Raw genomic sequence first — 22763 nt, 5'->3', positions numbered from 1 at the left:
GAGCGCCGCAGAGCCCCGGCCGTCCCGCCCCTGCCGTCCCGGCCCGCCGCCCTGACCGACCGCCCGCGCCCGGCCGTCCTGACCCGGTCGTGCGTGGTCATGACCGGCGGGTGAGTATTCTCGCTGCGACGGATCCCAGCGATCGGGCGCGCCTCACGGAGTGAGGCCAAGGAGCACGGTTGATAGACACGCGGCGGTTGCGCACGCTGCGGGCGGTGGCCGACCACGGCACGGTGACCGCCGCGGCGGCCGCGCTGCACCTCACCCCCTCCGCGGTGTCCCAGCAGCTCGTCGCGCTGGAGCACGAGGTGGGCCACCGGCTGTTCACCCGCGACGGCCGCGGCGTCCACCTCACCGCCGTCGGCAAGATCATGCTGGGCCACGCGAACGAGGTGCTCTCCCAGCTCGAACGCGCCAAGGCCGAGGTGGCCGCGTACGCCACGGGCGAGGCCGGCGAGGTCACCGTGGCCTGCTTCGCCACCGCGATCGGCGCCGTGCTCTCCCCCGCCATCGCCGCCCTGCGCGCCACCTCCCCCGGGCTGCACGTACGCGTGCTGGACGCCGAGGGCGACCACAGCCTGGCCATGCTGCTGGACGGCGAGGCCGACCTGGCCGTCACGGTCGAGTACCGGGGCGCCCCCGACGCGGCCGACCGGCGCCTGTCCCGGCTGCCCCTCTACGCCGAGCCGTTCGACCTGGTGCTCCCCCACGACCACCCCTTGGCGTCGGAGGCGACCTTGACCTCGCTCGCCTCCGAGACCTGGATCGGCCCTTACCCGGGCAACCCGGTGCACGACGTGATCACGTTCGCCTGCCAGCAGGCGGGTTTCACGCCGAACCTCGCCCACTGCTCCGACGACTTCCGCGCCGTCGTCGCCCTGGTCGGAGCGGGGGCGGGGGTGGCCCTGGTGCCGCGGCTGGCCCTGCGCGACATGGCGCTGACGGGGGTGGCGGTCCGGCGGACGCCGGGGCCCGAACGCCGCGTCTTCGCCGCCGTACGCCGCGGCTCCGACGCCCATCCCCTCCTGCGCCCGCTCCTGTCGGCGCTGCGCACGATCGGCCGCTCTCTCGACGCGGGGTGAAACAACCCCGGTTTATCCGGACATCTCCTCAGGTGTGTTCGCCGATTGGAAGGACCGCCGCATGGGGCCACCCGAGCCCGAACAACGCTTTGAGGAGCTCTATCTGGCGCACTATCCCGCCATCGCCACATATGTCAGGCGGCGCTCCGGCTCGCCCGACGACATCGCGGACGTGATCGCCGAGACGTTCACGACCGCCTGGCGCCGCCTCAACGACGTCCCCGAGGGCGACGGGGCCAGGCTCTGGCTGTACGGCGTCGCCAGGCGCACGCTCGCGAACCACTTCCGCGGCGAGGAACGCCGAGCCGCCCTGGCCGTACGGCTGCGCGAGGAGATCACGACTTGGGTGAACCCCGTCACCGGTGCCGAATCCGCGTACGAGGCGTTCAAACGGCTCTCGGACGACGACCGGGAACTGCTCGCGCTGGTCGCGTGGGAGGGACTCGGCGGGGCCGAGATCGCGAAAGTGCTCGGCTGCTCGCGCGGAGCCGCCAGGCTCCGGCTGCACCGCGCCCGCAAGCGCCTCGCCAAAGAGCTGACCCGCCTCGACCCCGACCTCACCCGATCCGGACAGCGTGCCGCCGTCCCCGCGAAAGGCCGATCATGACCCAGGACATCGACCAGATCGTCGCCCGGTTCGCGGCCCCGCCGGTGACGGAGGTCAGCGAGGGCGCCCGGGAGCTGATCCACGAGATCACGGCCGGATCGCCCGCCCCCGCGCCCGCCCGGCGCGGCAGGCGGCTGAGCCCGCGCGTGGCGATCCCCGTGGGCGGGCTGCTGACCGCCGGCGTCGTGGCGCTGACCTGGCTGCAGCCGGGCACCTCCGCCTCGGCCCTGAACATCAGGCAGGAGGGCGGCTACTACGTCATCGAGATCAAGGACCTTTACGCCAACCCGAAGATGTACGAGGAGCAACTGCGTCGCTACGGGCTCGACGTCTCTCTCAAGGTGCGTCCCGCCACGGCGGCGTTCGAGCGCCAGGTGTTCCCCACCGCCCCGGACAACAGCTTCGTGAACGAGATCCAGGGCATCAACCCGCCGGGCCCGTGCGACATGGTGGGGGACGCCTGCGCGATCGGGATGAAGATCCCCGTCGGCTTCAAGGGCACGGCCCTGGTCGAGGTCAGCAGGAAGGCCAGGCCCGGCGAGAAGTACGACATCACGACCCCGTGGAGCATCAAGGGCGAGCCCATGCACTGCGTCCCCTTCGCCAACAAGACGGTCGCCGAGGTGCGGGCCATGCTGACGGAACGTGGCGTGCGCATCAGCGGGTTCGCCGTTCGCGACCCCACCGCCGACAAGAAGGCCGGTGGTGTCCGCGAGCAGGCCTCCGTGCCGGACTCCTGGCTGGTGAGCGGCGGGTTCCTCACCGAGCCCGGAGTGGCCATGGTGATGGCGCAGCCGACCCCGCTGTCGCAGCGGGTCATCGACACCCGCAACAAGGCAGAGGGCTGCGCGGTGTCCTGATCTTCGGGATAGCGTGCGGCCCATGGGAGGCCCGCGTCATCGAACCCTGCTCGGCCTGCCCGGTGTGCCCGCGCAGGCCGTGCTCGGCGTGGGGGGTGCGCTGGGGTCGGGGGTGGCCGGAGTGGCGGGGGAACGATTAGGGGCCTCGGCGCCCTTCCTGGCGGCCTCCGGCCTCGCGCTGGCGGGCGCGACCCTGGCACCCGTCCTCCTCCGGCGCGACGGCACGCGCTGAGCCGCGCTGCTCCCGGCGCGGTGGCACCCGCTGAGCCGTACCTCTCCCGGCGCGATGGCATCGGCTGAGCGGTACTGCTCCCGGCGCGACGGCATCGCGCGTTCCGGGTGAGCCGGGCGGGTTCAGGCGCGGGCTCGGGTGAGTGCCTCGGTGAAGCGGGCGTACCGGTCAAGCTCCGCCCGCACGGGGGCCAGCACGAGATCGTCGCCGACCCGGCCCACGGCCGTGCGAAGAGCTCTGGCCGTACGCCGGGCCCGTCGCCTGCCGCCCGCCCAGGCGGCCAGCCGGGACAGCAGCGCGATCAGCACACCCGCCAGCGCCCCGCCCACCAGCAGCACCGTCGGCCACGGCACCACGCCCACGGTCGGGAGCGGCGGCTGGGGCAGGCGCAGATAGTCCATCCCGAACAGCCCGCCCAGCCACAGGGCACCGGCCAGCATGGCCGCGAACACCAGCCACTGCAGGACGTTCACGGCCCGCCACCACCTGGGCCGCCGCGTCGCGCCGGCGGACGTCGTGGCCACCACCCGGTCCACCGCGTCGGTCAGCTCCTGGGAGCGGGACCGCGCCGCCTGCCGCACCGCCGCCGCCCACGGGCCGGGCAGGTCCGCCGCGGCCGCCTCGCCGACGTCCCTGATCGCCGTCTCGACCCTGGCCCTCTGTACGGCCGAAGCCGCCGGGACGGACGTACGGCCGACGACCTCGGCCCCAGGCCCCTGCCCCGAAGACCCGGCCGACCTCCCCGAAGACCCACCCGCGGGCAGCTCGCCCGCCGGGGTCATGGCGCCGATGCGGAGCCTGCGGAGCGGGTCGGGCCTGAGCTTGCGGATCCAGCGGGTGACGGGCCAGCCGGTGGCGACGACGGCACGGTGCCGGTGCCCCTTGGCCACCGCCTCCACGACCAGCGGCACCCCGGCCGCCTCGCAGAGCGCGGCCGTGAGCGCCCGGTCCATCGCCCGACCCGCCGGGGCCTCCTCCGGCGCGCCGAGGCGGGCGGCGGCGGCGGTGATGTCGGCCGCCAGGCGGGTGGACCAGGACTTGCGCTCCGCGACGCGGTCGTTCAGGAGCGCGCGGAGCTCCGCGAGGCCGGCGCCGGTTCGGGCGGAGACGGCCAGGACCGGCACGCCCGCCAGGCCGTCCTCGTCCAGGAGGCGGCGCAGGTCCCGGAGACAGCGGTCGACGGCGCTCTCCGGCAGGCGGTCGACCTGGTTGAGCACCACCAGCATGACGTCCCGGTGGGCGGCCAGCCGGCGCAGGTAGCGGTCGTGGAGGGCGGCGTCGGCGTACTTCTGCGGATCCACCACCCAGACCAGGAGGTCCACCAGCTCCACCAGCCGGTCCACCTCCAGGCGGTGGGACACCTGGATGGAGTCGTGGTCGGGCAGGTCGAGGAGGACGAGTCCGGACAGGTCGGAGGCGGAGGCCGCGGGGTGGCGCCGCGGGATGTCCAGCCAGTCCAGCAGCGGGCCGGAGCCCTCCCCGTCCCACAGCGCCGCCTGGGCGGCCGAGGTGGTGGGCCGTACGACGCCCACCGCCGCCAGGTCCGTGCCGGCGAGTGCGTTGTAGAGCGACGACTTGCCGCTGCCCGTCGCGCCCGCCAGCGCGGCCACGGTGTGGTCGATCGAGAGGGTACGGCGCACGCCGGCCCGTTCGGCGACCGTCCGCGCGCCGGACACCGCCTCCTCCGGCAGCCGCTCTTCGGCCAGCTCGGCGGCCTCCAGCAGGGCGGCCAGGCGTGAGTCGAGGGACGGGCCCTCCTTGCGGCGCAGCAGCTTCACGGCGTGTCCCCCGCGTCCTGTCCATCCCCGGTCGCGCCTTCTCCGCCCACGGTCGCGTCCTCTCCGCCCGCCGCCGTCGCCGGGAGCTCCGCGCGGTGGGCGTGGATGCGCTCGGCCGCGCCGCGCAGCGCGTTCGCCGTCCCCCGGGGCGGCTCCATCGCCTCCAGCTGGGCCGTGAACCGGTACGACTCCTCCTCCAGCAGCAGCCGCACCCGATCCCGCAGGTCGTCCCGCGCCCGCACGGTCAGCGTCCGCACGGCCTGGTCGCCGAAGACGGCCTCCAGCAGCTTCTGCGACAGCAGGCTCGTGCCGCCCGCGATCCCCACCTCGATCCCGGTCAGCCCGCCCGTGGAGGCGAACACGCCCAGCATGAGCAGCAGCCCCGCCCCGTTCACCCCGAACGAGGCCACGCGGGCGGCCGTCCGCCGTTCGCGCCCTTCCTCGCGTACGAGGTCCAGGACGAACTCCTGCCACCCCCGGACCGTCGCCTCCGCGCGCTTGCCCACGTCGGGAGCGGCGCGGCCGAGGCGGGCGGACTCCATCGGGCCGAGCCGCTCCAGCACGCCGGGCCCGCCGGGAGCGGCCGACCAGCCTTCCAGGGCGCGTTCGGCGGACCCGTCGGCGGCGCCCCTGATGAGCGCCCCCACCCCGCTCTCCAGGGCGTCCCGGAGCTGGCCCTCCGGCATCTGTCCGGTGAAGAAGCCGACGATCCTGTCGCGCAGCCACCCGACCCGGCTCTCCAGGGAGCGCATGAGGTCGCCGGTGCCGATGAAGTCCTGCCAGCGGGCCAGCACCTCGCCCCGCAGCAGCGACCCGTCACGCATGCCCGCGTCGAAGTCGGCGATGCCGCCCGCGTAGGCGCCCGCCACGACGGAGCGCAGGGTGTCGAAGGCGGCCTGCTGGCGTTCGACGGCCACGGCCAGCGCGGGCACCCGGGTGGCCAGGCTGTCGAGCGCCCCGGACAGCGTCTGGCGTACGACGCGGGACCGCTCCGCCGCGTCGGTGGCCAGCCCCGTGAGCCAGGAGGAGATGGGCCGCACGGTCTCCTCCGGCAGCCTGGCCTTCTCGGAGGGCAGCGCCGCCTCGGGGACGGTGAACAGCAGCGTGCCGTCGAGGCCGTTCTCGGCGAGGAGGCGGGTCAGGTCGCGCGAGATGGGCTCGACCGCGTCCGGGGGCACCCGGTCGAGTACGAGGGCCAGGGCGGTGCTGCGTTCGCGGGCGGAGCGCAGGAAGCTCCACGGCACCTCGTCCGCGTAACGGGCGGCGGTCGTGACGAACAGCCACAGGTCGGCGGCGGCCAGCAGCTGGGCGGCGAGCTCCCGGTTCGCGACCACCACGGAGTCGATGTCGGGCGCGTCGAGCAGCGCGAGGCCGGCGCCCAGCGCGTCGGAGGTGACCACCCGCAGGGCCCCCGGACCGGTGCCGGTGGCGCGGGACAGGCCGGGCAGCACGTTCTGGCCCATGAACCAGGTCTGGTCGGCCGGGCTGACCACGAGCGTGGGAACGAGCGTGGTGGGCCGCAGCACGCCCGGCTCGCTCACGTCGGCCCCGACCAGCGAGTTGACCAGCGTGGACTTGCCCGCCCCCGTGGACCCGCCGACGACGGCCAGCAGCGGCGCGTCGAGCGCGCGCAGCCGGGGCAGCAGGTAGTCGTCGAGCTGCCCGGCCAGCTCGCGCAGCGCGCGCCGATCTCGCGCCGCCTCACCGACCGCCAGCGGGAACAGCTCGCGATCCAGCGGCCGGCGCAGCGCCTCCAACGCGGCCAGCAGATCCATACGGCCCACGCTAGTCTCCGGCGCGGCCAGCGGCTCCATACGACCCACGCTACGGTGAGCCGCGTCCGGCGGTCCACCGCAGGTGGCGAGGTGTCGCGCCTAGCCGGGCGGCTCCCGCAGCACGTAGCCGACGCTGCGGAGGGTGTGGATGAGGCGCGGCTCGACGTCGTCCACCTTGCGCCTGAGGTAGGACACGTACGACTCGACGACGCCCGCGTCACCGCCGAAGTCGTAGTTCCAGACGTGGTCGAGGATCTGGGCCTTCGACAGGACCCGCCCCGCGTTGACCATGAAGTAGTGCAGCAGCTTGAACTCCGTCGGCGACAGCCGCACCTGCCGGCCGGCCCGCCACACCTCGCGGGCGTCCTCGTCCAGCTCCAGGTCGGCCACCTTGAGCTTGCTCGCCGGCGCGCCCTCCCCGCGCGTGCGCCGCAGCACCGCCCGGATCCTGGCCTGCACCTCTTCCAGGCTGAACGGCTTGGTCACGTAGTCGTCGCCCACCCGCAGGCCCGCGATCTTGTCCTCGGTGTCGCCGCGCGCGGTCAGGAACAGCACGGGGGCGTCGATCCGCTTGGCCACCTCGAACCCGTCGAGGTCCGGCAGCATCACGTCGAGCACCACGAGGTCGGGCGAGGCCCGGTCGGCCACCTCCACGGCTTCCTGCCCGTCGGCGGCGGTCAGCACCTCGAACCCGGAGAAGCGCAGGCTGGCGGACAGGAGGTCCCTGATGCTGGGCTCGTCGTCCACCACCATGATCAGCGCCTCGGGTTTCGTCACCTACTTAGAGTGACCCAGCGACCTGAGGGTTAGCTGAAGGCTCACTCCAAGGCGAGTGGGAGTTCGACCCGGAAGGTGGAGCCGGCCTCCGGCGAGCTGTCCAGCGTGACCGTGCCGCCGTGGGCCTGGACGAGCGCCCGCACGATGGCCAGGCCGAGCCCGCTGCCCCGGTCCTCGCCGGAACGGCGGCGCGATCTTGCGGAGTCGGCGCGGTAGAAGCGTTCGAAGACGTGCTCGACCTGCTCGGGCGTGAGTCCGGGGCCGTTGTCGACGACCTCGAGGAACAGCGTCTCCGAGCCCGCCCCGATGCGCACGATGATCGGCGAGCCGGGCTCGGTGTGGATGATCGCGTTGGTGACGAGGTTGCTGATGACCTGGCGCAGGCGTACCTCGTCGCCCGAGACGATCAGGGCCGCGCCGCCGACCACGTCCAGCTTGATGATCCGGTCGGGCGCGAGGATCCTGGCGTCCTGCACGGCGTCCGCGGCCAGCGCCAGCATGTCCACCGGGCGCATCTTCAGCGGCCGCTGCTGGTCCACCCTGGCCAGTAAAAGCAGGTCGTCCACCAGCAGGCTCATCCGGCCCGCGGCCTTCTCCACGCGCTGCATCAGCTCGGCGGGGTCGGCGCCGGGGTTCTGCCTGGCGTACTCGGCGAAGCCGCGGATGGAGGTCAGCGGGGTGCGCAGCTCGTGGGAGGCGTCGCCGACGAACTGGCGCATGCGGTCCTCGGAGCGGCGGGCCGCCGCCTCCGACGCCGACCGCGCCGCGAAGGCGGCCTCGATCTGGGCGAGCATCCCGTTCAGCGAGTTGGCCAGGCTCCCGACCTCGGTACGCGGGTCGGCGTCCGGCACCCGGCGGCCCAGCTCACCGCCGGCGATGGCCTCGGCCGTGCGCTCGATCTGGCCGAGCGGACGCATGCTCCGCCGCACGATCGTGATGCCCGCGACGGTCAGGAGGAGCAGTATGCCACCGCCGCCCAGCAGCTCGATGAGCACGAGCCGCCTGGTGATCGCGTCGACCTCCTCCAGGTCCACCGCGACCACGAGCGTCTGCCGCTGGACCACGCGCTCCAGCACCCGCCACTCGCCGTCCCCCTTGATCGCCGGCGCCGTGTACGCCTCCGTGCCCGGCGAGGGCGACAGCACCGGCTTGGGCTTCAGGTCCACGTCGCGGTCGGTGAGCATCGGCAGGAAATCGCCGCCCGGCTCCTTGACCAGGACGATCGCGTCGGACTCGATGATGATCGGCCGCTCGGAGGTCTCCCTGTCCTTGCGCCAGTCGCTCACGACCTTCTTGTGCATGCGGGCGTTGAGCAGGCCGAGCTGGCTGTCCACCCGGTCGATGAGGTAGCCGTGCAGCACCGAGACGCTCACCAGGCCGATGAAGGTCATGCCGAACCCCAGCAGGGCCAGCATCGACGCGATGAGCTTGATCCGGAGCGGCAGGCCGCGCATCAGGGACTCGGTGGCAGGCGTAGGACGTATCCGACACCGCGCAGGGTGTGGATGAGCCGGGGGCTGCGGTTGTCGATCTTCCGGCGGAGCACGGACACGTACGACTCGACGATGCCCACCTCGCCCCGGAAGTCGTAGTCCCACACGTGGTCGAGGATCTGCGGCTTGGACAGGACGCGGCCGGCGTTCGTCATGAAGTAGCGCAGCAGCTTGAACTCGGTCGGCGACAGCGCCACCGCGTTGCCCCCGCGCCACACCTCGTGGCTCTCCTCGTCCAGCTCGATGTCGGCGAACGTCAGCCGCGGCGGGGCGGCCGGGAGGTCGCCGTTCGTACGGCGCAGGACCGCGTGGATCCTGGCGACCACCTCCTCCAGGCTGAACGGCTTGGTCACGTAGTCGTCGCCGCCGATCGTGAGCCCGCGGATCTTGTCCTCGGTCTCGTCACGGGCGGTCAGGAACACCACGGGCGTGTGCAGCCCGCCGCCGCGCAGCCGCCGGACGATCTCGAATCCGTCCAGGTCGGGCAGCATGACGTCGAGCACGACGAGGTCGGGCCGGTGCCGTTGCACGGCGGCGACGGCGTCGTGGCCGCTCTTCGCGGTGGTCACGTCGAAACCCGCGAACCTCAGACTCGCGGCCAGGAGCTCGAGGATGTTGGGATCGTCCTCGACGATCAGCAGGCGTGATTCCATCACATCCAAGGATGCCCTCATCGGACGAGTGCTGGGACAATTCCGGCAATGTGCCGGGCAATCGCCAGGCTGGAGGTGGCGGCGGGCGAGGGCGCGTTGCGCACCAGGACGATGTTGCCGTGCACGTCCACCACGAAGTCGTCGACCAGGCGGCCGTCCCTGGCGACGGCCTGGGCTCGTACGCCGCCGGGGGCCCGTACGAGGTCGGCGGCGGTGAGCTCGGGGACGTAGCGGCGGGCGCCCCGGACGAACGCGCCTTTGACGAGGGACCCGTAGACCTCCTTGATCCCCGTGCGCCAGTGGCTCCTGGCCATGCGCAGCGTCCCCGGCCAGCCAAGAATTTGACCGAAATTTCGGATATTTCGCCAGGTGTAGCCTTCGTAGGCCAGGGCGAGCACCGCGTTCGGCCCCACCAGCACCCCGCCGTCGATCTGGCGCGTCAGATGCACCCCCAGGAACGGGTAGCGCGGATCCGGCACCGGATAGATCAGCCCGCGGACGAGATCCTTGGCCGCACCCTGGAGCGCGTAGAACTCCCCTCGGAACGGGACGATCCGCACATCCCCTGGATGCCCCGCCATCCCGGCCACCGTGTCGGTGCCCAGGCCGCCGCAGACCACCAGCCGGTCGAAGGTGAACTTCCGCTTGGCCGCGAGCACGTCCACGCCCCCGGACCGCTCCCTGATCGCCCTGACCGGATGCGAGAGCCGTACGGACCCGCCCATCTCCTCAACGTCGAGCGCGAGCCGCCGCGCGACCGCGGGGAAGTCGCAGATCGCGGTGTGCGGCGAGTGGATCGCGCCGACGCCGACCGCGTGCGGCTCGATCTCGCGCAGCGCCAGCCCGTCGAGCTCGGCGATGCCCGGCACGCCGTTGGCGCGCGCCCGCTCGGCCAGCGCGCTCAGCAGCGGCCGCTCGGCACGGGTGCTCGCGACGACCAGCTTGCCGACCTCGTCGTACGGCAGCGCGTTGGCGGCGCAGTACTCCTTGAGCAGCGCCACGCCCTCGCGGCACAGCCGGGCTTTGAGCGAGCCCGGCGGGTAGTAGATGCCCGCGTGGACGACGCCGCTGTTGTGGCCGGTCTGGTGGGCGCCGACGTGCGGCTCCTTGTCCAGCACGGTCACCTCGGCGCCCCTGGCCTTGGCCAGCTCGCGCGCCACGGCCAGGCCGACTATGCCCGCCCCCACGACTCCGATCTTCTCCGTCACACGACGATTTTCCGGCTAACCGGCCGTCCCCGCTATATCCGGGCGATCCAGCACTTGAGCCGGTGAGCACAGCGGGCCTTTCCAGGACATTCAGTCGAACATGAGTACGATGGCGGCATGTATCTTCCGCCGGAGTGGCCACCCGAGGTCCGGCCACCCAGCGTCCCCGACTGGGAGTTGTCCGCCACGACCTGGCTCCTGGACGCGCTCCCGCCGGACTACCGGCAGCACGAGGTTCTCCGGCGCCATCCGATCGCGCTGGTCAGCATGGCGCGCTATCACGTCAACGCCGCCGTCGAGGCGGCCAGGACCGGCTACCGGAAGGCCGCCGTCGACCTGAAGGGGCACCTGCCGCCGCACGCGATCGAGGCCGTGCTCGACGTCTACCGGCACGAGGGCCCGCGCCTGGTCCGGCTGGCCCGCTCGATCGAGGTGGTCGGGCAGGCCCTGCGCGGGGAGTTCTTCACCGCGACCATGCGCGGGCAGGGGCGGCGGACGGGCCCCTCGCCGTCCTGACGCAGGTCAGGGCCGGGGGACGGCGACGGCGTTGAGCCGGTTCCGCACCGCGTACAACGTCCGGCCGCGCAGATCGCGTCACTTGGCGCCTCCGGTCGGGGTGAACGCTGCGGCGTGGTCGCGGGCGAAGTCGGCGATGTCGCGCGGAGGGCGGCCGAGGAGGGCGGCGACCGTGTCGGTGGTGAAGTCGCCCCAGCCGGAGGCGTACGCCTGCGCGTACTCCTCCAGCATGTCGACGATCCAGGTCGGGACGCCGTAGCCGAGCAGCGTCTCGCGCTTGGCGTCGTCGCCGACCGGCAGGTACGTGACGGACCTGCCGAGAGCGAGCCTCAACTGATCGGCGACCTCGTCGAACGTCAGCGAGCGCGGGCCGGTGAGCGTGTACGTCTCGCCGTGGTGACGGTCCGGGTCGTCGAGGAGCACGCGGGCGGCGCACCCGGCGATGTCGCGTACGTCGATCATGCCGATCCGTGCCGAGGCCAGGTTCAGCGAGAACGTGCCGGTGGCGGCGATGTCGCCCGCCTCGTTCAGCAGGTTCTGCATGAACCAGTGCGGGCGCAGGATCGTCCAGCGCATGCCCTGCCGTTCGAGCTCCTGGTCGGACAGCGCGTGCAGCCTGCCGCTGCGGTTCGGCGCGTCGTGCGCCGCGCCGACGACGGACAGGCGGACGACGCGCTCCACCCCCGCCCGGCGGGCGGCCCACCCGGCGTTCATGCTGTGCTCCGGGGCGCGCGGGCCGTTCGGGGTGAGCAGCCACACGTCCTGCACGCCCTCGAAGGCGGGTGGCAGCGACCGGGCGTCGTCGAGGTCACCGACGAAGACCTCGGCTCCCCGCTCGGACAGGCCGTCCACGCTGGATTTGTCGCGGACGAGAGCGCGGAGGCCGACCTCGGTTCCTTTCAGCGCGTCGATCAGCGCGGTGGACACGGTTCCGGTGGCCCCGGTGATCAGTACGGTGCGTGACACGTTCATTCTCCTTTGGCGGTGGCGGGGGTACGGAGCACGGTCTTCGGGGATTCGCCCGCCGACCGCTTGACGGTGATGCGTTCCAGGGCCCAGAGCACGACGGTCCCGGCCGAAAGGACGGCGCCCAGGACGAACACGCCGGTCCAGCCCCCGTGCACCCAGACCACGGACGCCAGCGCGGACCCCACCGCTCCCCCGGCGAAGAAGACGGTGAGGAAGGCCGAGTTGATCCGGTTACGGGCCTCGGGCCGCAGCGCGAACAGGACGTTCTGGCTGCTGTTGAGCACCGCCTGATGCGCCAGGTCCAGCACGACCACGCCGGCGAGCAACCAAAGCAGGGACCGCGCCCCCGCCGCGAGCGCCAGCCAGGACGCCACCAGCAGCACCGTCCCCGCGCCGGTCACGACCTGCACGTATCCGCGGTCGGCCAGCCGGCCCGCCACCGTGGCGGTCAGCGCGCCCACGACGCCGACCAGCCCGAACAGGCCGATGGCCGACTCCGGCCAGTCGTACGGCGACCCCGACAGCAGGAAGGTCAGCGCCGTCCACAGCACGCTGAATGAGGCGAGGCTCAACGCGCCGATCCCCGCCCGCCACCGCAGCAGCGGTTCATACCGGAACATCGCCACCGTCGAGCGCAGCAGGCCGAGGTAGGTCAGGCGGCCGCCGTCCCCGCCGATCCGGGGCAGGAACGTACGCAGCAGCACGGCCATCAGCACCATCAGGGCCGCGTTCACCCAGTAGACCGTCCGCCACCCGCCCAGCTCCGACAGGGCGCCGGACGCGGTGCGCGCCAGCAGCAGCCCGAGCATCAGCCCGGTCATCACGGTGCCGACCACCCGGCCGCGCTCGGCCGGGTCCGCCAGCGTCGCCGCGAACGGCACCACGACCTGCGCTCCCACCGAGGTCAGCGCGGTCAGGGCGGTACCGGCCAGGAGCACCGTGCCGTTGGGGGCGGTGGCCGACACCAGCAGGAACACCGCGGTCGCCGCGTAGAGCGCCACCGCCAGCCGCCGCCGCTCCACCAGATCGCCGAGCGGCACCAGCAGGATCAGCCCCAGCGCGTACCCGCCCTGCGCGGCCGTCACCACCAGCGCCGCCTGCGACGGCCCGACGCCGAGCTCCCGGCCGATCAGGTCGAGCAGCGGCTGCGCGAAGTAGTTTCCGGCGACCGCCAACCCGGTCGCCACTGACATGAGCAGGAGCAGCCCGCGCGACAGGCGGCCGTCCGTTCGAGGTCTTATCGCCGTCATGCGGACAGCCTGGGCGATGGAGCATCTATGAGTCCAACGCATGTTTTTCATCGGAACGATCGCGTTTCACGATCGATCATTCCGAACGGCGTACGAGGGCCGGATGGGGTGAGGTCAGCGGGTGCGGCGGGCGATGAAGGTGATGGTGCCCAGGGCGGTCGCGGCGGCGGCGATCCAGATCAGGATGTCCTTGGCCGTTAAGCCGGTCGCGCCCGCGTCGACGGCCGCCTGGGAGGTCGTGCCCGCGTCCTTCGCGGGGGCCTGCCGCGCGGCCGCGGTCGGGCTGGGGGTGGCGGCGGCGGTGGCGGGGCGGGCGGCGTCGGGGATCGTGACGCGGTAGACGGGGCTTCGGGGCCCCTCCGTGCCCGTGAGCAGGGACTTGCCGTCCGCCGTGTACGTGATCGACTCCGCCTGCTTCAGCTCCGGCATTGACACCCTGGTGATCATCTCGCCCGACGGGCGGTAGAGGGTGGCGGAGAAGTACGTGCGGATGACGTACGAGGAGCCGTCGGGGGCATAGGCGGCGTCCGTGGCCATGAGGGGCGCGGTGGCCACCTTGCGCAGGACGTTCGTCCTGTCGGTACGGAGCTTCTTCGGCGCGGCGTAGACGGACCCCGAGAACTCCTTGGACACCACGTAGAGGCGCCCCGTCTTGGGGTTGATCATGATGCCTTCCGCGTTGCGGCCGCCGTCGGCGTAGCGGAAGCGGTAGCGGGTCGCGGGCAGGGTGGCGTCCTTGATGGTCTGGGGCTCCACCACGCGGTAGATGGAGACGTCCGGCCAGGCCCCGTTGAGGTTGTCGCCGATGTCCGCGAACCACAGCGTGGCCTGCCCCGTGGCCGGGTCCTTGGTCGCGGCCATGGCCTCCCAGTCTCTCGCCTGGGCGCCCTTCACCTGGAAGGTGGCCCGCGTCCGGCCCTTGCCGTCCACGGCGTAGAAGGTGGGGCTGGCAGAGCTGTCGTTGTGCGTGTAGTAGGTGTCCGGGTGCGTCGGCGAGACGGCCAGGCCGCTGGACTCCGTGATCTTGGGGTCCTTGAAGGTGAAAAGCTTCTCCATCCCCTCGTCCGCCACCGCCGCACGGGCGGGAACGGTGAACAGCACACACGTGGCCATCGCCACAGCCCCCGCGGCGGCCAGCGCCCGCATCACTCCATCCCCCACTCCGACATCATGCCCCACGAGTCGCCGCCCAAGACCGACCTCCAACGCCGCCGCTCGTGTCCGCGTTGATAGCGGGTGAAAGGAGACGCATGGACCCATATGAGGGCTTCAGGGAGTTCGTCCGCGGACGCCAGCACGCGCTGATGCGTACCGCGTACCTGCTCACCGGCGACGCCCAGCAGGCCGAGGACCTGCTGCAGACCGTTCTGATGCGGACGGCCAGGCACTGGCGGAAGCTGATGAAAGACGGCAATCCGGAGGCGTACGTCCGCAGGGGGCTCGTCAACGAGCACATCTCCTGGCGGCGGCGCAGGCGTGCCAAGGAGACGCTCACCGCGTACCCGCCGGAGATCGTGCACGGGGCCGGCCCCGAGGACGCGAGCCTGCACCGCATGGCGCTGCAGCGGGCTCTCCTGCGCCTGACGCCACGGCAGCGGGCCGTGCTGGTGCTGCGGTACTACGAGGACCGCAGCGTCGACGAGACCGCCGACCTGCTCGGCTGCTCGCCCGGCACGGTCAAGAGCCAGACCAGCCACGCGCTCGGCCGCTTACGCGACCTCGCCCCCGAGCTGGCCGAACTGCTTCACGACGTCGATCCCGAGGAGGTCTACCGATGACCCGGTTCCGTGACGAGCTCGAGCTGATCGCCGCCCAGGCGCCCGAGGTCGACCTGGCCGAGCGGGCGGTGCGGGGGGCGCGCAGGTGGAAGGTGGCGACGTTCGGCTCGGGGCTGGCGTCGCTGGTCGCGGCCGCGGTCACGGCCAGCGTCCTGGTCACCGCCCCGGGCGGGGCCACGTTCAGCGGCGAGATCGCGGACGCGCTGCCCGCCTCCGGCGTGGAACCGGCCGCGTACGCGTACTACGACTTCTGCGGCAAGGAGTGGACCCCGAAGAACACCCCGGACTTCGGCACGGAATGCGCCCAGTGGCGGCTGGTGACCAGCACCGGCGGGAGCTTCCGGATGCCCGAGGCGCTCAGCGTGTACACCGAGCAGGTCCCCGACAACTACATGAACACCGCCGCCCCCCTGACGATCTCCTCGGACGGCAGGCGGGTCGCGTACTACAGCGAGAAGGACCAGAAGTTCGCGGTCCGGGACCTGACCGACGGCCGGATCCGGCTCTCTCCGCAGACCGTCACGCGGGAGACGATGGTGAAGGACGGGATGGTGCTGGTGCTCTCCCCCGACGGGCGTTTCCTCGGCCTGCTGGCCCGGAAGAGCTCCATGGTGGACATGGAGACGGGCCAGGTGACCGAGATCCCCGAGGGGTGGCGCGTGCGCCGGATCGGCAACGGCGGGAGCCCGGTCGTGGTCACTGACGGCAAGGACCGGCTGGGGCTGTTCGACGACGGGAAGGTGACGCCGTTGAACCAGACTTCGTCGCAGGTCAGCGAGCTGTCCGCGGACGGGCGCACGCTGGCCTACCTCGACGGCCAGGAGGTCAAGGACCACACCGTGACCCGCGACTTCGACGCGATCGTCACCCTCGACGTCACCACCGGCAAGGTTCTGTCCAGGGCCGAGTTCACCGACATCCCGGAGGGCTTCCGTTTCCCGCGGATCGGCGGCTGGCGCAGCCCCACGGAAGTGGTGCTCAGCGACGTGCTGCGCGACATGTCCTGGGGAGGCAAGAAGGACGGCATGCCCACGCTCGGCGACGCCACGTACGCGATCGACGTCGGCACCGGCCGGATCCGCAAGCTCGACGAGTACACGTACAAGGCCTGGGCCGGCGACCTCATCCTGCCGGGTTTCTAACCGACGAGGACCCGACCCACCCTGGCGCTGTGGCGGTGGAAACCGGTGCCCTGGAGCACCACCAGGAGCCCGTTGGCCACCGCCATGGCCACCCAGAGGCCGGTGATCCCCCAGGCCCTGGCCACGGGTACGGCGGCCACGACCAGCAGCCCGTACCCGATCGCGAAGTAGGACAGGCTGGCGGCGGAGCGTTTGAGCGCGGTGAGGCCGAAGCCCTGCACCGCCTGGGCCGCGTCCAGCAGCGACGCCAGCAGCATCAGCGGCAGCAGCCCCAGCACGCGCTCCCGCACCGCCGCGTCGTCGCTGAACAGCGTCAGCAGGTGCTCCCCGAGCCCGAGCAGCAGGCCCGCCCCGGTGAGCGTCCCCATGACGGCGAGCAGGGCCGCGGTGCGGTTGGCCCGGCGCGCACCCGCCGGGTCGGGGGCGCGGGCCACGTCCGGCATCGCGGCCTGGGCGACGGAGAGCGAGGCCATCATGATGAAGCCGGTGAGGGTGGTCAGCACCGCGTGGGCGGCGGTGTCGCGCGTGCTGGTGGTGCCGGCCGCGAAGGTGACGACCCCGAGCACGCCGAACTTGATGAGCACGGTCCCGGCCAGCGGAATGCTGACCTTCGCCAGGGCGACGATCTCGCCGGTCCTGGGCCGGGCCTGCCCGACGGGCCGCCCGAGCGCGCGCCGCACGCCGTAGGTCGCCACGAGCGCCGCCGCCGTGCCCGAGATCAGCCAGGCCAGGCCCACGCCGGTGAGCCCGAGCGGCGGCACCAGCACGACGGTGAGCCCGCCCAGCACCACGCCGGAGACCAGGGTCGGCCAGAGCACGCTGCGGGTGTGCCCGAGCGCGATCAGGATGGTGCTCGAACCTCCGGTGGAGGCGAAGACCAGCAGGGACACCGCGAGGAAGTACGGCAGCAGGCCCATCTCGCGCACCACCTCGCCGGGCACCCCGGTGGCGCTCGCGATCAGCGGCACGCAGATCACGGCGAGCGCGCCGACCAGGCCGGTGGCCAGGCTGAGCCAGCGCGCGTCCCGCACGATCGGCACGGCCGCCGCCGGATCGTCCCGGTACGGGGCCACGAACGGCCCGAGCCCGCGCAGCGCGCCCTGCACCGCGGCGCCGGCGGGGTTGAGGACGGCGGTCACGACCGCGAACGCGGCCAGCGTCACTGTGTCATGCTTGCCGAGCACCGAGGTGACCACCAGGGAGCCGACCATGCCCGCGACCATCGCCAGGAACAACGGCACGGCGGCGCGGAGTAAAGCGATCATGAAGCGCGGAGGTCCGTCAGCGCTCCATGGGAGATCATGGACCTAGTGTATGGCCTGGAGTGCGCTCCAGGTCTTTAGGGTTGAAGTCATGGATTACGTCAACCTCGGACGCAGTGGCCTGCAGGTGAGCCCGCTCTGCCTCGGCACCATGAACTTCGGCCCCCTGACCACGGAGGAAGACTCCTTCGCGATCATGGACCGGGCGTTGGAGCTGGGGATCAACTTCTTCGACACAGCCAATGTCTACGGCTGGAAGCTGGGCGAGGGCATCACCGAGCAGATCGTCGGCCGGTGGTTCGCCCAGGGCGGCGGGCGCCGGGAGAAGACCGTCATCGCGACCAAGCTCAACGGCAAGATGAGCGACTGGCCCAACGACCAGAAGCTGTCCGCCCTCAACATCCGCAGGGCCTGCGACGCCTCGCTGAAGCGGCTGCAGACCGACTACATCGACATCTACCAGGCACACCACGTCGACCGGGACACCCCGTACGAGGAGTTCTGGGAGGCGATGGACGTCCTGCGCCAGCAGGGCAAGATCATCTACGTGGGGTCGTCCAACTTCGCCGGCTGGCACATCGCCAAGGCCCAGGAGGCGGCCGCCCGGCGTAACGTCAACGGCCTCATCAGCGAGCAGTCCCACTACAACCTGCTCACCCGCGCGGTCGAGCTGGAGGTCCTGCCCGCGTGCGAGGACTACGGGCTCGGTGTGATCCCGTGGAGCCCGCTGGCCGGCGGCCTGCTCGGCGGCGTGCTGCGCAAGATCGACAAGGGCCGCTCGGCCTCCGAGCACATGGTCAAGCAGCTCGAGAAGCACCGCGACAAGATCGAGCAGTACGAGAAGCTCTGCGACGAGCTGGGCGAGGACCCGGCGTACGTGGCCCTGGCCTGGCTGCTCAAGCAGCGGGCGGTGGTCGCGCCGATCATCGGCCCGCGCACCCTGGAGCAGCTCGAGGGCAGCCTGCGCACCCTGGAGATCGACCTTGACGAGGCCACGCTGGCCCGTCTCGACGAGATCTTCCCCGGGCACCGCACGGCTCCCGAGGACTACGCCTGGTAGATCAGCTCACCAGGGCGCCGACGACGACGATGAGCAGGAGCAGGCCGAGCACAATCGGCAGCAGCCACATGCGAGGACGATCCACGGTCTGGAGCCTAGCTCTGCCCGGAGGGTGCGAGCGCCCATTCGGCGAGTGACTCGTACCTCACCTGGGGCCCAGTGAGACTGCCCGCGTGACTGCGGACGAGACGGACCTGCTGGGCCCGCCACGGCGAGCCGCTGAACCCGGACAGCGACTCGACCAGCGGGCGCAGGTCCGTCTCCGTCTTGGCGCGGGCCAGCGTGAGGTGCGGGTGGAACCGTTTCTCATCGGTCTGTACGGCCCCGGCCCGCCGGGCGCCCGCCTTGACCGAGTCCGCCAGCCTCGTCATGGAGTCACCCGTGACGCCCACCCAGAAGACCCTGGCCCGGCGGGCGGAGGAGAAGGCGCCGAAGCCGGTGAAGGCCAGGTCGAGGACGCTGTAGCGGTGTACGGCGCGGGCCAGGCGCTCCTCCAGCTCGGGCAGCACCTGCTCGGGCACCTCGCCGAAGAAGCCCAGCGTGATGTGCCAGGTGGCACGGTCGGGCCAGCGCAGCCCCGGCACCTGCCCGACGTGCGGCGCGATGGCGCGCGAGATCTCGTCCAGGATCTCGTCGGGCGGCACCAGCGCCGCGAACAGCCTCATACCACCTGATTGTCTCTTGCCCACCTGCCGCCTGGGCCCCAGGGGTGGGGGCTCAGGCGACGGCGAGCGCCGGCTTCGCGACGCGGGCGGTGATCAGGCGCGTCACCAGCATCGCCAGCCCGGTGCCGACCAGCACCAGCACGCCGGACAGGATCACGCCCGCCCGCGGCCCGCCCAGCTCCGACAGCCAGCCGATCAGCGGCGCGCCCACGGGAGCCCCGCCGGTGAACACCAGCATGTAGATCCCCATGACCCGGCCCCGCATGTCCGGGGACGTGGCGATCTGGACGCTGGCGTTGGCGGCCGTGTTGATGGTGATCAGCGCGATCCCGGTCGGGATCAGCAGCAGCAGGTAGACGGGGTAGAACGGGGCCAGCCCGGTGGCGATCTGGAAGAGCCCGAACCCGAGCGCCCCGGCCATCAGCACCTTGCGTGACAGTCGCGCCCGGCGCGCCGCGAGCAGCGCGCCCCCGAGCGCCCCCACCGCGAACATGCTGGAGGCCAGCCCGAACGAGGACGCCCCGGCCTTGAACACCTCACGCGCCATGAGCGCGATCGACATCGAGAACGACTGCGAGAACATCGACACGAACCCGATCAGCAGCACCGGCATGAGCAGCTCTTCGCGCTCGATCACGTACCGGAGCCCCTCGCGGAGCTGGCCCTTGGCCCTGGGCACGGGCGCGGCGGGGTTCAGCTCGGACCTGCGCATGAAGACCAGGCTGGAGATCACCGCGCCGAAGGTCGTCGCGTTGATCAGGAAGATGGGCCCCGTGCCGCCGAGCACGTAGATCAGCACACCGGCGAGCGCCGGGCCGACCACGCGGGCGAGGTTGAAGATGGAGCTGTTCAGCGCGATGGCGTTGGACAGGTCCTGCCGGCCGACCATCTCGACCACGAACGCCTGCCGCGTGGGCACCTCGACGCAGGAGATCAGGCCGAGCAGGAACGCCATCACGTACACGTGCCAGACCTGGGCCGAGCCCGTCATGGTGAGCACGCCGATGGTCAGTGCCAGGGTGGCCATGAGCGACTGGGCGGCGATGAGGATGGGCCGCTTGGGGTAGCGGTCGGCGAGCACGCCGCCGAACATCCCGAAGATCAGCATCGGCAGGAACTGCAGCGCGGTCGCCGTTCCGAGCGCCGCCGCGCTGCCGTGGGTGAGGTCGAGCACCAGCCAGTCCTGGGCGGTGCGCTGCAGCCAGGTGCCGACGTTGGAGACGATGCCACCTGCCGCGAACATGCGGTAGTTGGGAATCCTGAGCGACCGGAACATCCCGGTCTTGGGTTCTTCAGGCTCTATATCCTGCTGAGCTTCTCCAGAATCGGCGCCGCCTGCCGCAGCACCGCCCGCTCCTCCGGCGAGAGCTCCTTCAGCCGCTGCGTCAGCCACGCCTCCTTGCGGCGCCGCTCCTCCTTCAGCAGCTTCTCGGCGGCCTCGGTGATCGTCACGGTCACCTGTCGCCGGTCGGTCGGATGCGGGCTGCGCGAGACCAGGCCGCGCTCCTCTAGGGCGGCGATCACGCGCGTCATCGAGGGTGGCTGAACCTTCTCGAGCTCGGCCAATTCGCCGGGGGTTATCCCGGAATGCCGTTCCACCGCGGCGAGCGTCGCGAACTGTGTGGGAGTCAGCGAGTGGGCTGCCGCCTGTCGTCGTAGGCGCCTGGTCAGCCTTGCCATTGAGACGCGCAGGGCTGAAGCCAGGCCTGCGTCGCTGCGCAGGTCCGTCTTGGGCTGGGGTTTGGTTAGCATGTGTCATTACCTTTGCTAACTATACGGCATGTCGAGAAATTTCCGAAAGCAAATATCTGGTACCTCCTTGGTACCTCGAAGCCGCCCCGCATGCGCGAGGCGGCTTCGGGGGGCGTGCTCAGACTCCGAAGAGCACCCGGATCGGCCCGATCGCGAAGTACAGGACGAACAGCGCCGTGACCCCCCACAGCAGCGGGTGGATCTCGCGCGCCTTGCCCCGTACGGCCTTGATCAGCACGTAGCTGATGAAGCCGGCGCCGATGCCGTTGGAGATCGAGTACGTGAACGGCATGATCACGACGGTGAGGAACGCCGGGATCGCGACCTCGTAGTCGTTCCAGTCGATGTCGCGGATCGAGGTCATCATCAGGAAGCCGACCACGATCAGCGCGGGCGCGGCGGCCTCGTACGGGACGACCGTGACGAGCGGCGCGAAGAAGATCGCCACGAGGAACAGCAACCCGGTGACCACGCTGGCCAGACCGGTGCGGGCGCCCTCGCCGACTCCGGCGGCCGACTCGATGTAGGTGGTGTTGGAGGAGACGGACCCGGCGCCGCCGGCCGCCGCGCCGATCGAGTCGACGAGCAGGATCTCCCTGGTACGCGGCAGCGTCCCGTCCTCCTGTACCAGGCCCGCCTGGCGGCCGACGCCCACGATGGTGCCCATGGTGTCGAAGAAGTCCGTGATGAGCAGGGTGAAGACGAACAGCACGGCCAGCAGCACGGAGATCCTGCTGAACGCGCCGAACGGGTCGAACTCCGTGAACAGCGTGAGCGGGTTGTGGAAGCCGAAGATCTGGTCGGGGACCGTCGGGACGTTCAGCTGCCAGCCGCCGGGGTTCTTGGCCGAGAACTGGCCGGACTTGGTGATCAGCTCCACGACGATGGCCAGCACGGTGGTGCCGACGATGCCGATCAGGATGGCGCCCTTGACCTTGCGCGCCACCATCACGGCCGTGACGAGCAGGCCGATCACGAACACGAAGATCGGCCACGAGGTCAGGTTGCCCCCGATGCCCATCTCCAGCGGCGGTCCGGCGGGCACGCGCCGCACAAAGCCGGCGTCCACGAAGCCGATCAACGCGATGAACAGGCCGATGCCCACGCTGATGGCGGTCTTGAGCTGGGCCGGGATGGCGTGGAAGACCGCCGTCCGAAGCCCGGTCAGCACCAGGATCGCGATGATGACGCCTTCGAGGAAGACCAGGCCCATGGCCTCTTCCCAGGTCATCACCGAGGCGATGTTGAAGGTGACGAAGGCGTTCAGGCCCAGGCCCGCCGCCATCGCGAAGGGCACCCGGCCGACGACGCCCATGAGGATCGTCAGCACGCCCGCCACGAAGGCCGTCCCGGCGGCGACGAGCGCCACGTTGGGCGTCGTGCCGTCGCCGATGACCTGCTTCTGCACGTCTGTGCCGTTGGCAATGATGATGGGGTTCAGCACCACGATGTAGGCCATGGTGAAGAACGTGGCCAGGCCGCCCCGCACCTCACGGGAGACGGTCGAGCCTCGTTGGGAGATTTGGAAGAAACGGTCGATAGCGTTACGAGTGTCGCTCACGACGCGAACAGTGACAGGCAGGATGAGCTGCGGAAAGAGTCGGTAATGAGATCGAGACCCTATTGCAAGCTAGGCTGGACAACGTGAAGCAGTGGCATCCCGATCCGGAGCCGATCAAGACCAACGACACGGCCGCCGTCGCCGTCGGCACCGCGGTCTGGGCCGTCGTGCTGGTCGCCCTGTTGATCTTCCGTCCCGCCCCCGAGAACACCTGGTGGATCTGGACCTGCGTGACCGGGATCGGCTTCGGGCTCTTCGGCATGTGGTTCGTACGCCGGCGGCAGCGAAACTGACATTCGTCATCTCCAGCGCTTCGCTGAAGTCATCCGGATGTGGTGTTTTC

The 22763-nt window shown here is 71.3% G+C and carries 23 protein-coding genes; 9 read left to right on the top strand and 14 right to left on the bottom strand.

What is annotated here, in order from left to right; all coding sequences use genetic code 11:
* Positions 1–179 precede the first annotated feature (179 nt).
* The 4 genes from AB0L65_RS53760 (at position 180) to AB0L65_RS53745 (ending at position 2781) form a co-directional block, all read left to right on the top strand.
* Positions 180–1082, top strand: coding sequence for a LysR family transcriptional regulator (locus tag AB0L65_RS53760; protein ID WP_364263723.1), 903 nt, complete (start codon positions 180–182; stop codon positions 1080–1082).
* A gap of 61 nt (positions 1083–1143) precedes the next feature.
* Positions 1144–1689, top strand: a complete 546-nt coding sequence (locus AB0L65_RS53755; protein WP_364263720.1) for an RNA polymerase sigma factor — start codon at positions 1144–1146, stop codon at positions 1687–1689.
* Entirely contained in the window at positions 1686–2549 is an 864-nt protein-coding gene (locus AB0L65_RS53750; protein WP_364263717.1) for a hypothetical protein, read from the top strand. The genes AB0L65_RS53755 and AB0L65_RS53750 overlap by 4 nt, the downstream gene beginning before the upstream one ends.
* A 22-nt stretch (positions 2550–2571) precedes the next feature.
* On the top strand, positions 2572–2781 hold the full coding sequence (locus AB0L65_RS53745; RefSeq protein WP_364263714.1) for a hypothetical protein: 210 nt from the start codon (positions 2572–2574) through the stop codon (positions 2779–2781).
* A gap of 122 nt (positions 2782–2903) precedes the next feature.
* Here the strand turns inward: AB0L65_RS53745 and AB0L65_RS53740 are convergent, their stop codons facing one another.
* The 6 genes from AB0L65_RS53740 to lhgO form a co-directional block, all read right to left on the bottom strand.
* Positions 2904–4559, bottom strand: a complete 1656-nt coding sequence (locus AB0L65_RS53740; protein WP_364263711.1) for a YfjP family GTPase — start codon at positions 4557–4559, stop codon at positions 2904–2906.
* Positions 4556–6334 (bottom strand): ABC transporter, encoded by a 1779-nt coding sequence (locus AB0L65_RS53735; RefSeq protein WP_364263708.1) that lies wholly within the window; start codon positions 6332–6334, stop codon positions 4556–4558. The genes AB0L65_RS53740 and AB0L65_RS53735 overlap by 4 nt, the downstream gene beginning before the upstream one ends.
* Positions 6335–6433: 99 nt before the next feature.
* Positions 6434–7087, bottom strand: coding sequence for a response regulator transcription factor (locus AB0L65_RS53730; protein WP_350738546.1), 654 nt, complete (start codon positions 7085–7087; stop codon positions 6434–6436).
* Between the two features lie 65 nt (positions 7088–7152).
* Complete coding sequence (locus AB0L65_RS53725; protein ID WP_364263705.1) at positions 7153–8565, bottom strand: HAMP domain-containing sensor histidine kinase; 1413 nt, start codon at positions 8563–8565, stop codon at positions 7153–7155.
* Positions 8565–9257: a response regulator transcription factor gene (locus AB0L65_RS53720; protein ID WP_225963761.1), complete on the bottom strand. Its 693-nt coding sequence runs from the start codon at positions 9255–9257 to the stop codon at positions 8565–8567. The genes AB0L65_RS53725 and AB0L65_RS53720 overlap by 1 nt, the downstream gene beginning before the upstream one ends.
* A 17-nt stretch (positions 9258–9274) precedes the next feature.
* A complete protein-coding gene (gene lhgO / locus AB0L65_RS53715; protein WP_364263702.1) occupies positions 9275–10465 on the bottom strand; it encodes an L-2-hydroxyglutarate oxidase in 1191 nt (396 codons plus the stop codon).
* 117 nt (positions 10466–10582) lie between these two features.
* Between lhgO and AB0L65_RS53710 the strand changes: the two genes are divergently transcribed.
* Positions 10583–10981, top strand: coding sequence for a hypothetical protein (locus AB0L65_RS53710; RefSeq protein WP_364263699.1), 399 nt, complete (start codon positions 10583–10585; stop codon positions 10979–10981).
* A gap of 78 nt (positions 10982–11059) precedes the next feature.
* On the opposite strand, the gene AB0L65_RS53705 is transcribed toward AB0L65_RS53710, so the two are convergent.
* The 3 genes from AB0L65_RS53705 to AB0L65_RS53695 all read right to left on the bottom strand — a co-directional run bounded on the left by AB0L65_RS53705 (position 11060) and on the right by AB0L65_RS53695 (position 14361).
* Complete coding sequence (locus tag AB0L65_RS53705) at positions 11060–11947, bottom strand: NAD(P)H-binding protein (RefSeq protein ID WP_364263696.1); 888 nt, start codon at positions 11945–11947, stop codon at positions 11060–11062.
* Positions 11948–11949: 2 nt separating this feature from the next.
* Complete coding sequence (locus AB0L65_RS53700; RefSeq protein WP_364263693.1) at positions 11950–13200, bottom strand: MFS transporter; 1251 nt, start codon at positions 13198–13200, stop codon at positions 11950–11952.
* A gap of 114 nt (positions 13201–13314) precedes the next feature.
* Positions 13315–14361 (bottom strand): hypothetical protein, encoded by a 1047-nt coding sequence (locus tag AB0L65_RS53695; RefSeq protein WP_364263690.1) that lies wholly within the window; start codon positions 14359–14361, stop codon positions 13315–13317.
* Between the two features lie 89 nt (positions 14362–14450).
* Between AB0L65_RS53695 and AB0L65_RS53690 the strand changes: the two genes are divergently transcribed.
* Entirely contained in the window at positions 14451–14978 is a 528-nt protein-coding gene (locus tag AB0L65_RS53690; protein ID WP_364263687.1) for a SigE family RNA polymerase sigma factor, read from the top strand.
* Entirely contained in the window at positions 14975–16120 is a 1146-nt protein-coding gene (locus AB0L65_RS53685) for a hypothetical protein (protein WP_364263684.1), read from the top strand. Before AB0L65_RS53690 ends, AB0L65_RS53685 begins: the two co-directional genes overlap by 4 nt.
* Here AB0L65_RS53685 and AB0L65_RS53680 read toward each other — a convergent pair.
* Positions 16117–17385: an MATE family efflux transporter gene (locus tag AB0L65_RS53680; protein WP_364263681.1), complete on the bottom strand. Its 1269-nt coding sequence runs from the start codon at positions 17383–17385 to the stop codon at positions 16117–16119. The genes AB0L65_RS53685 and AB0L65_RS53680 overlap by 4 nt on opposite strands.
* 88 nt (positions 17386–17473) lie before the next feature.
* On the opposite strand from AB0L65_RS53680, the gene AB0L65_RS53675 reads away from it, so the two are divergent.
* The gene (locus AB0L65_RS53675) at positions 17474–18442 is read left to right on the top strand and encodes an aldo/keto reductase (protein WP_364263678.1); all 969 of its coding nucleotides are present in this window, start codon (positions 17474–17476) and stop codon (positions 18440–18442) included.
* Between the two features lie 95 nt (positions 18443–18537).
* Here the strand turns inward: AB0L65_RS53675 and thpR are convergent, their stop codons facing one another.
* The 4 genes from thpR to AB0L65_RS53655 form a co-directional block, all read right to left on the bottom strand.
* Complete coding sequence (gene thpR / locus AB0L65_RS53670) at positions 18538–19107, bottom strand: RNA 2',3'-cyclic phosphodiesterase (protein ID WP_364263675.1); 570 nt, start codon at positions 19105–19107, stop codon at positions 18538–18540.
* 52 nt (positions 19108–19159) lie between these two features.
* A complete protein-coding gene (locus tag AB0L65_RS53665) occupies positions 19160–20383 on the bottom strand; it encodes an MFS transporter (RefSeq protein ID WP_364263672.1) in 1224 nt (407 codons plus the stop codon).
* A gap of 23 nt (positions 20384–20406) precedes the next feature.
* The gene (locus AB0L65_RS53660) at positions 20407–20859 is read right to left on the bottom strand and encodes a MarR family transcriptional regulator (RefSeq protein ID WP_355376980.1); all 453 of its coding nucleotides are present in this window, start codon (positions 20857–20859) and stop codon (positions 20407–20409) included.
* Between the two features lie 118 nt (positions 20860–20977).
* Positions 20978–22420, bottom strand: a complete 1443-nt coding sequence (locus tag AB0L65_RS53655; protein WP_364263669.1) for an NCS2 family permease — start codon at positions 22418–22420, stop codon at positions 20978–20980.
* Positions 22421–22503: 83 nt separating this feature from the next.
* Between AB0L65_RS53655 and AB0L65_RS53650 the strand changes: the two genes are divergently transcribed.
* The gene (locus AB0L65_RS53650; RefSeq protein ID WP_364263666.1) at positions 22504–22713 is read left to right on the top strand and encodes a DUF2530 domain-containing protein; all 210 of its coding nucleotides are present in this window, start codon (positions 22504–22506) and stop codon (positions 22711–22713) included.
* Positions 22714–22763 lie beyond the last annotated feature (50 nt).

The organism is Nonomuraea sp. NPDC052116, assembly GCF_040680035.1.
In the GTDB taxonomy this organism is placed as follows: Bacteria; Actinomycetota; Actinomycetes; order Streptosporangiales; family Streptosporangiaceae; genus Nonomuraea; species Nonomuraea angiospora_A.
This window is presented reverse-complemented; position numbering and strand designations above follow the sequence as displayed.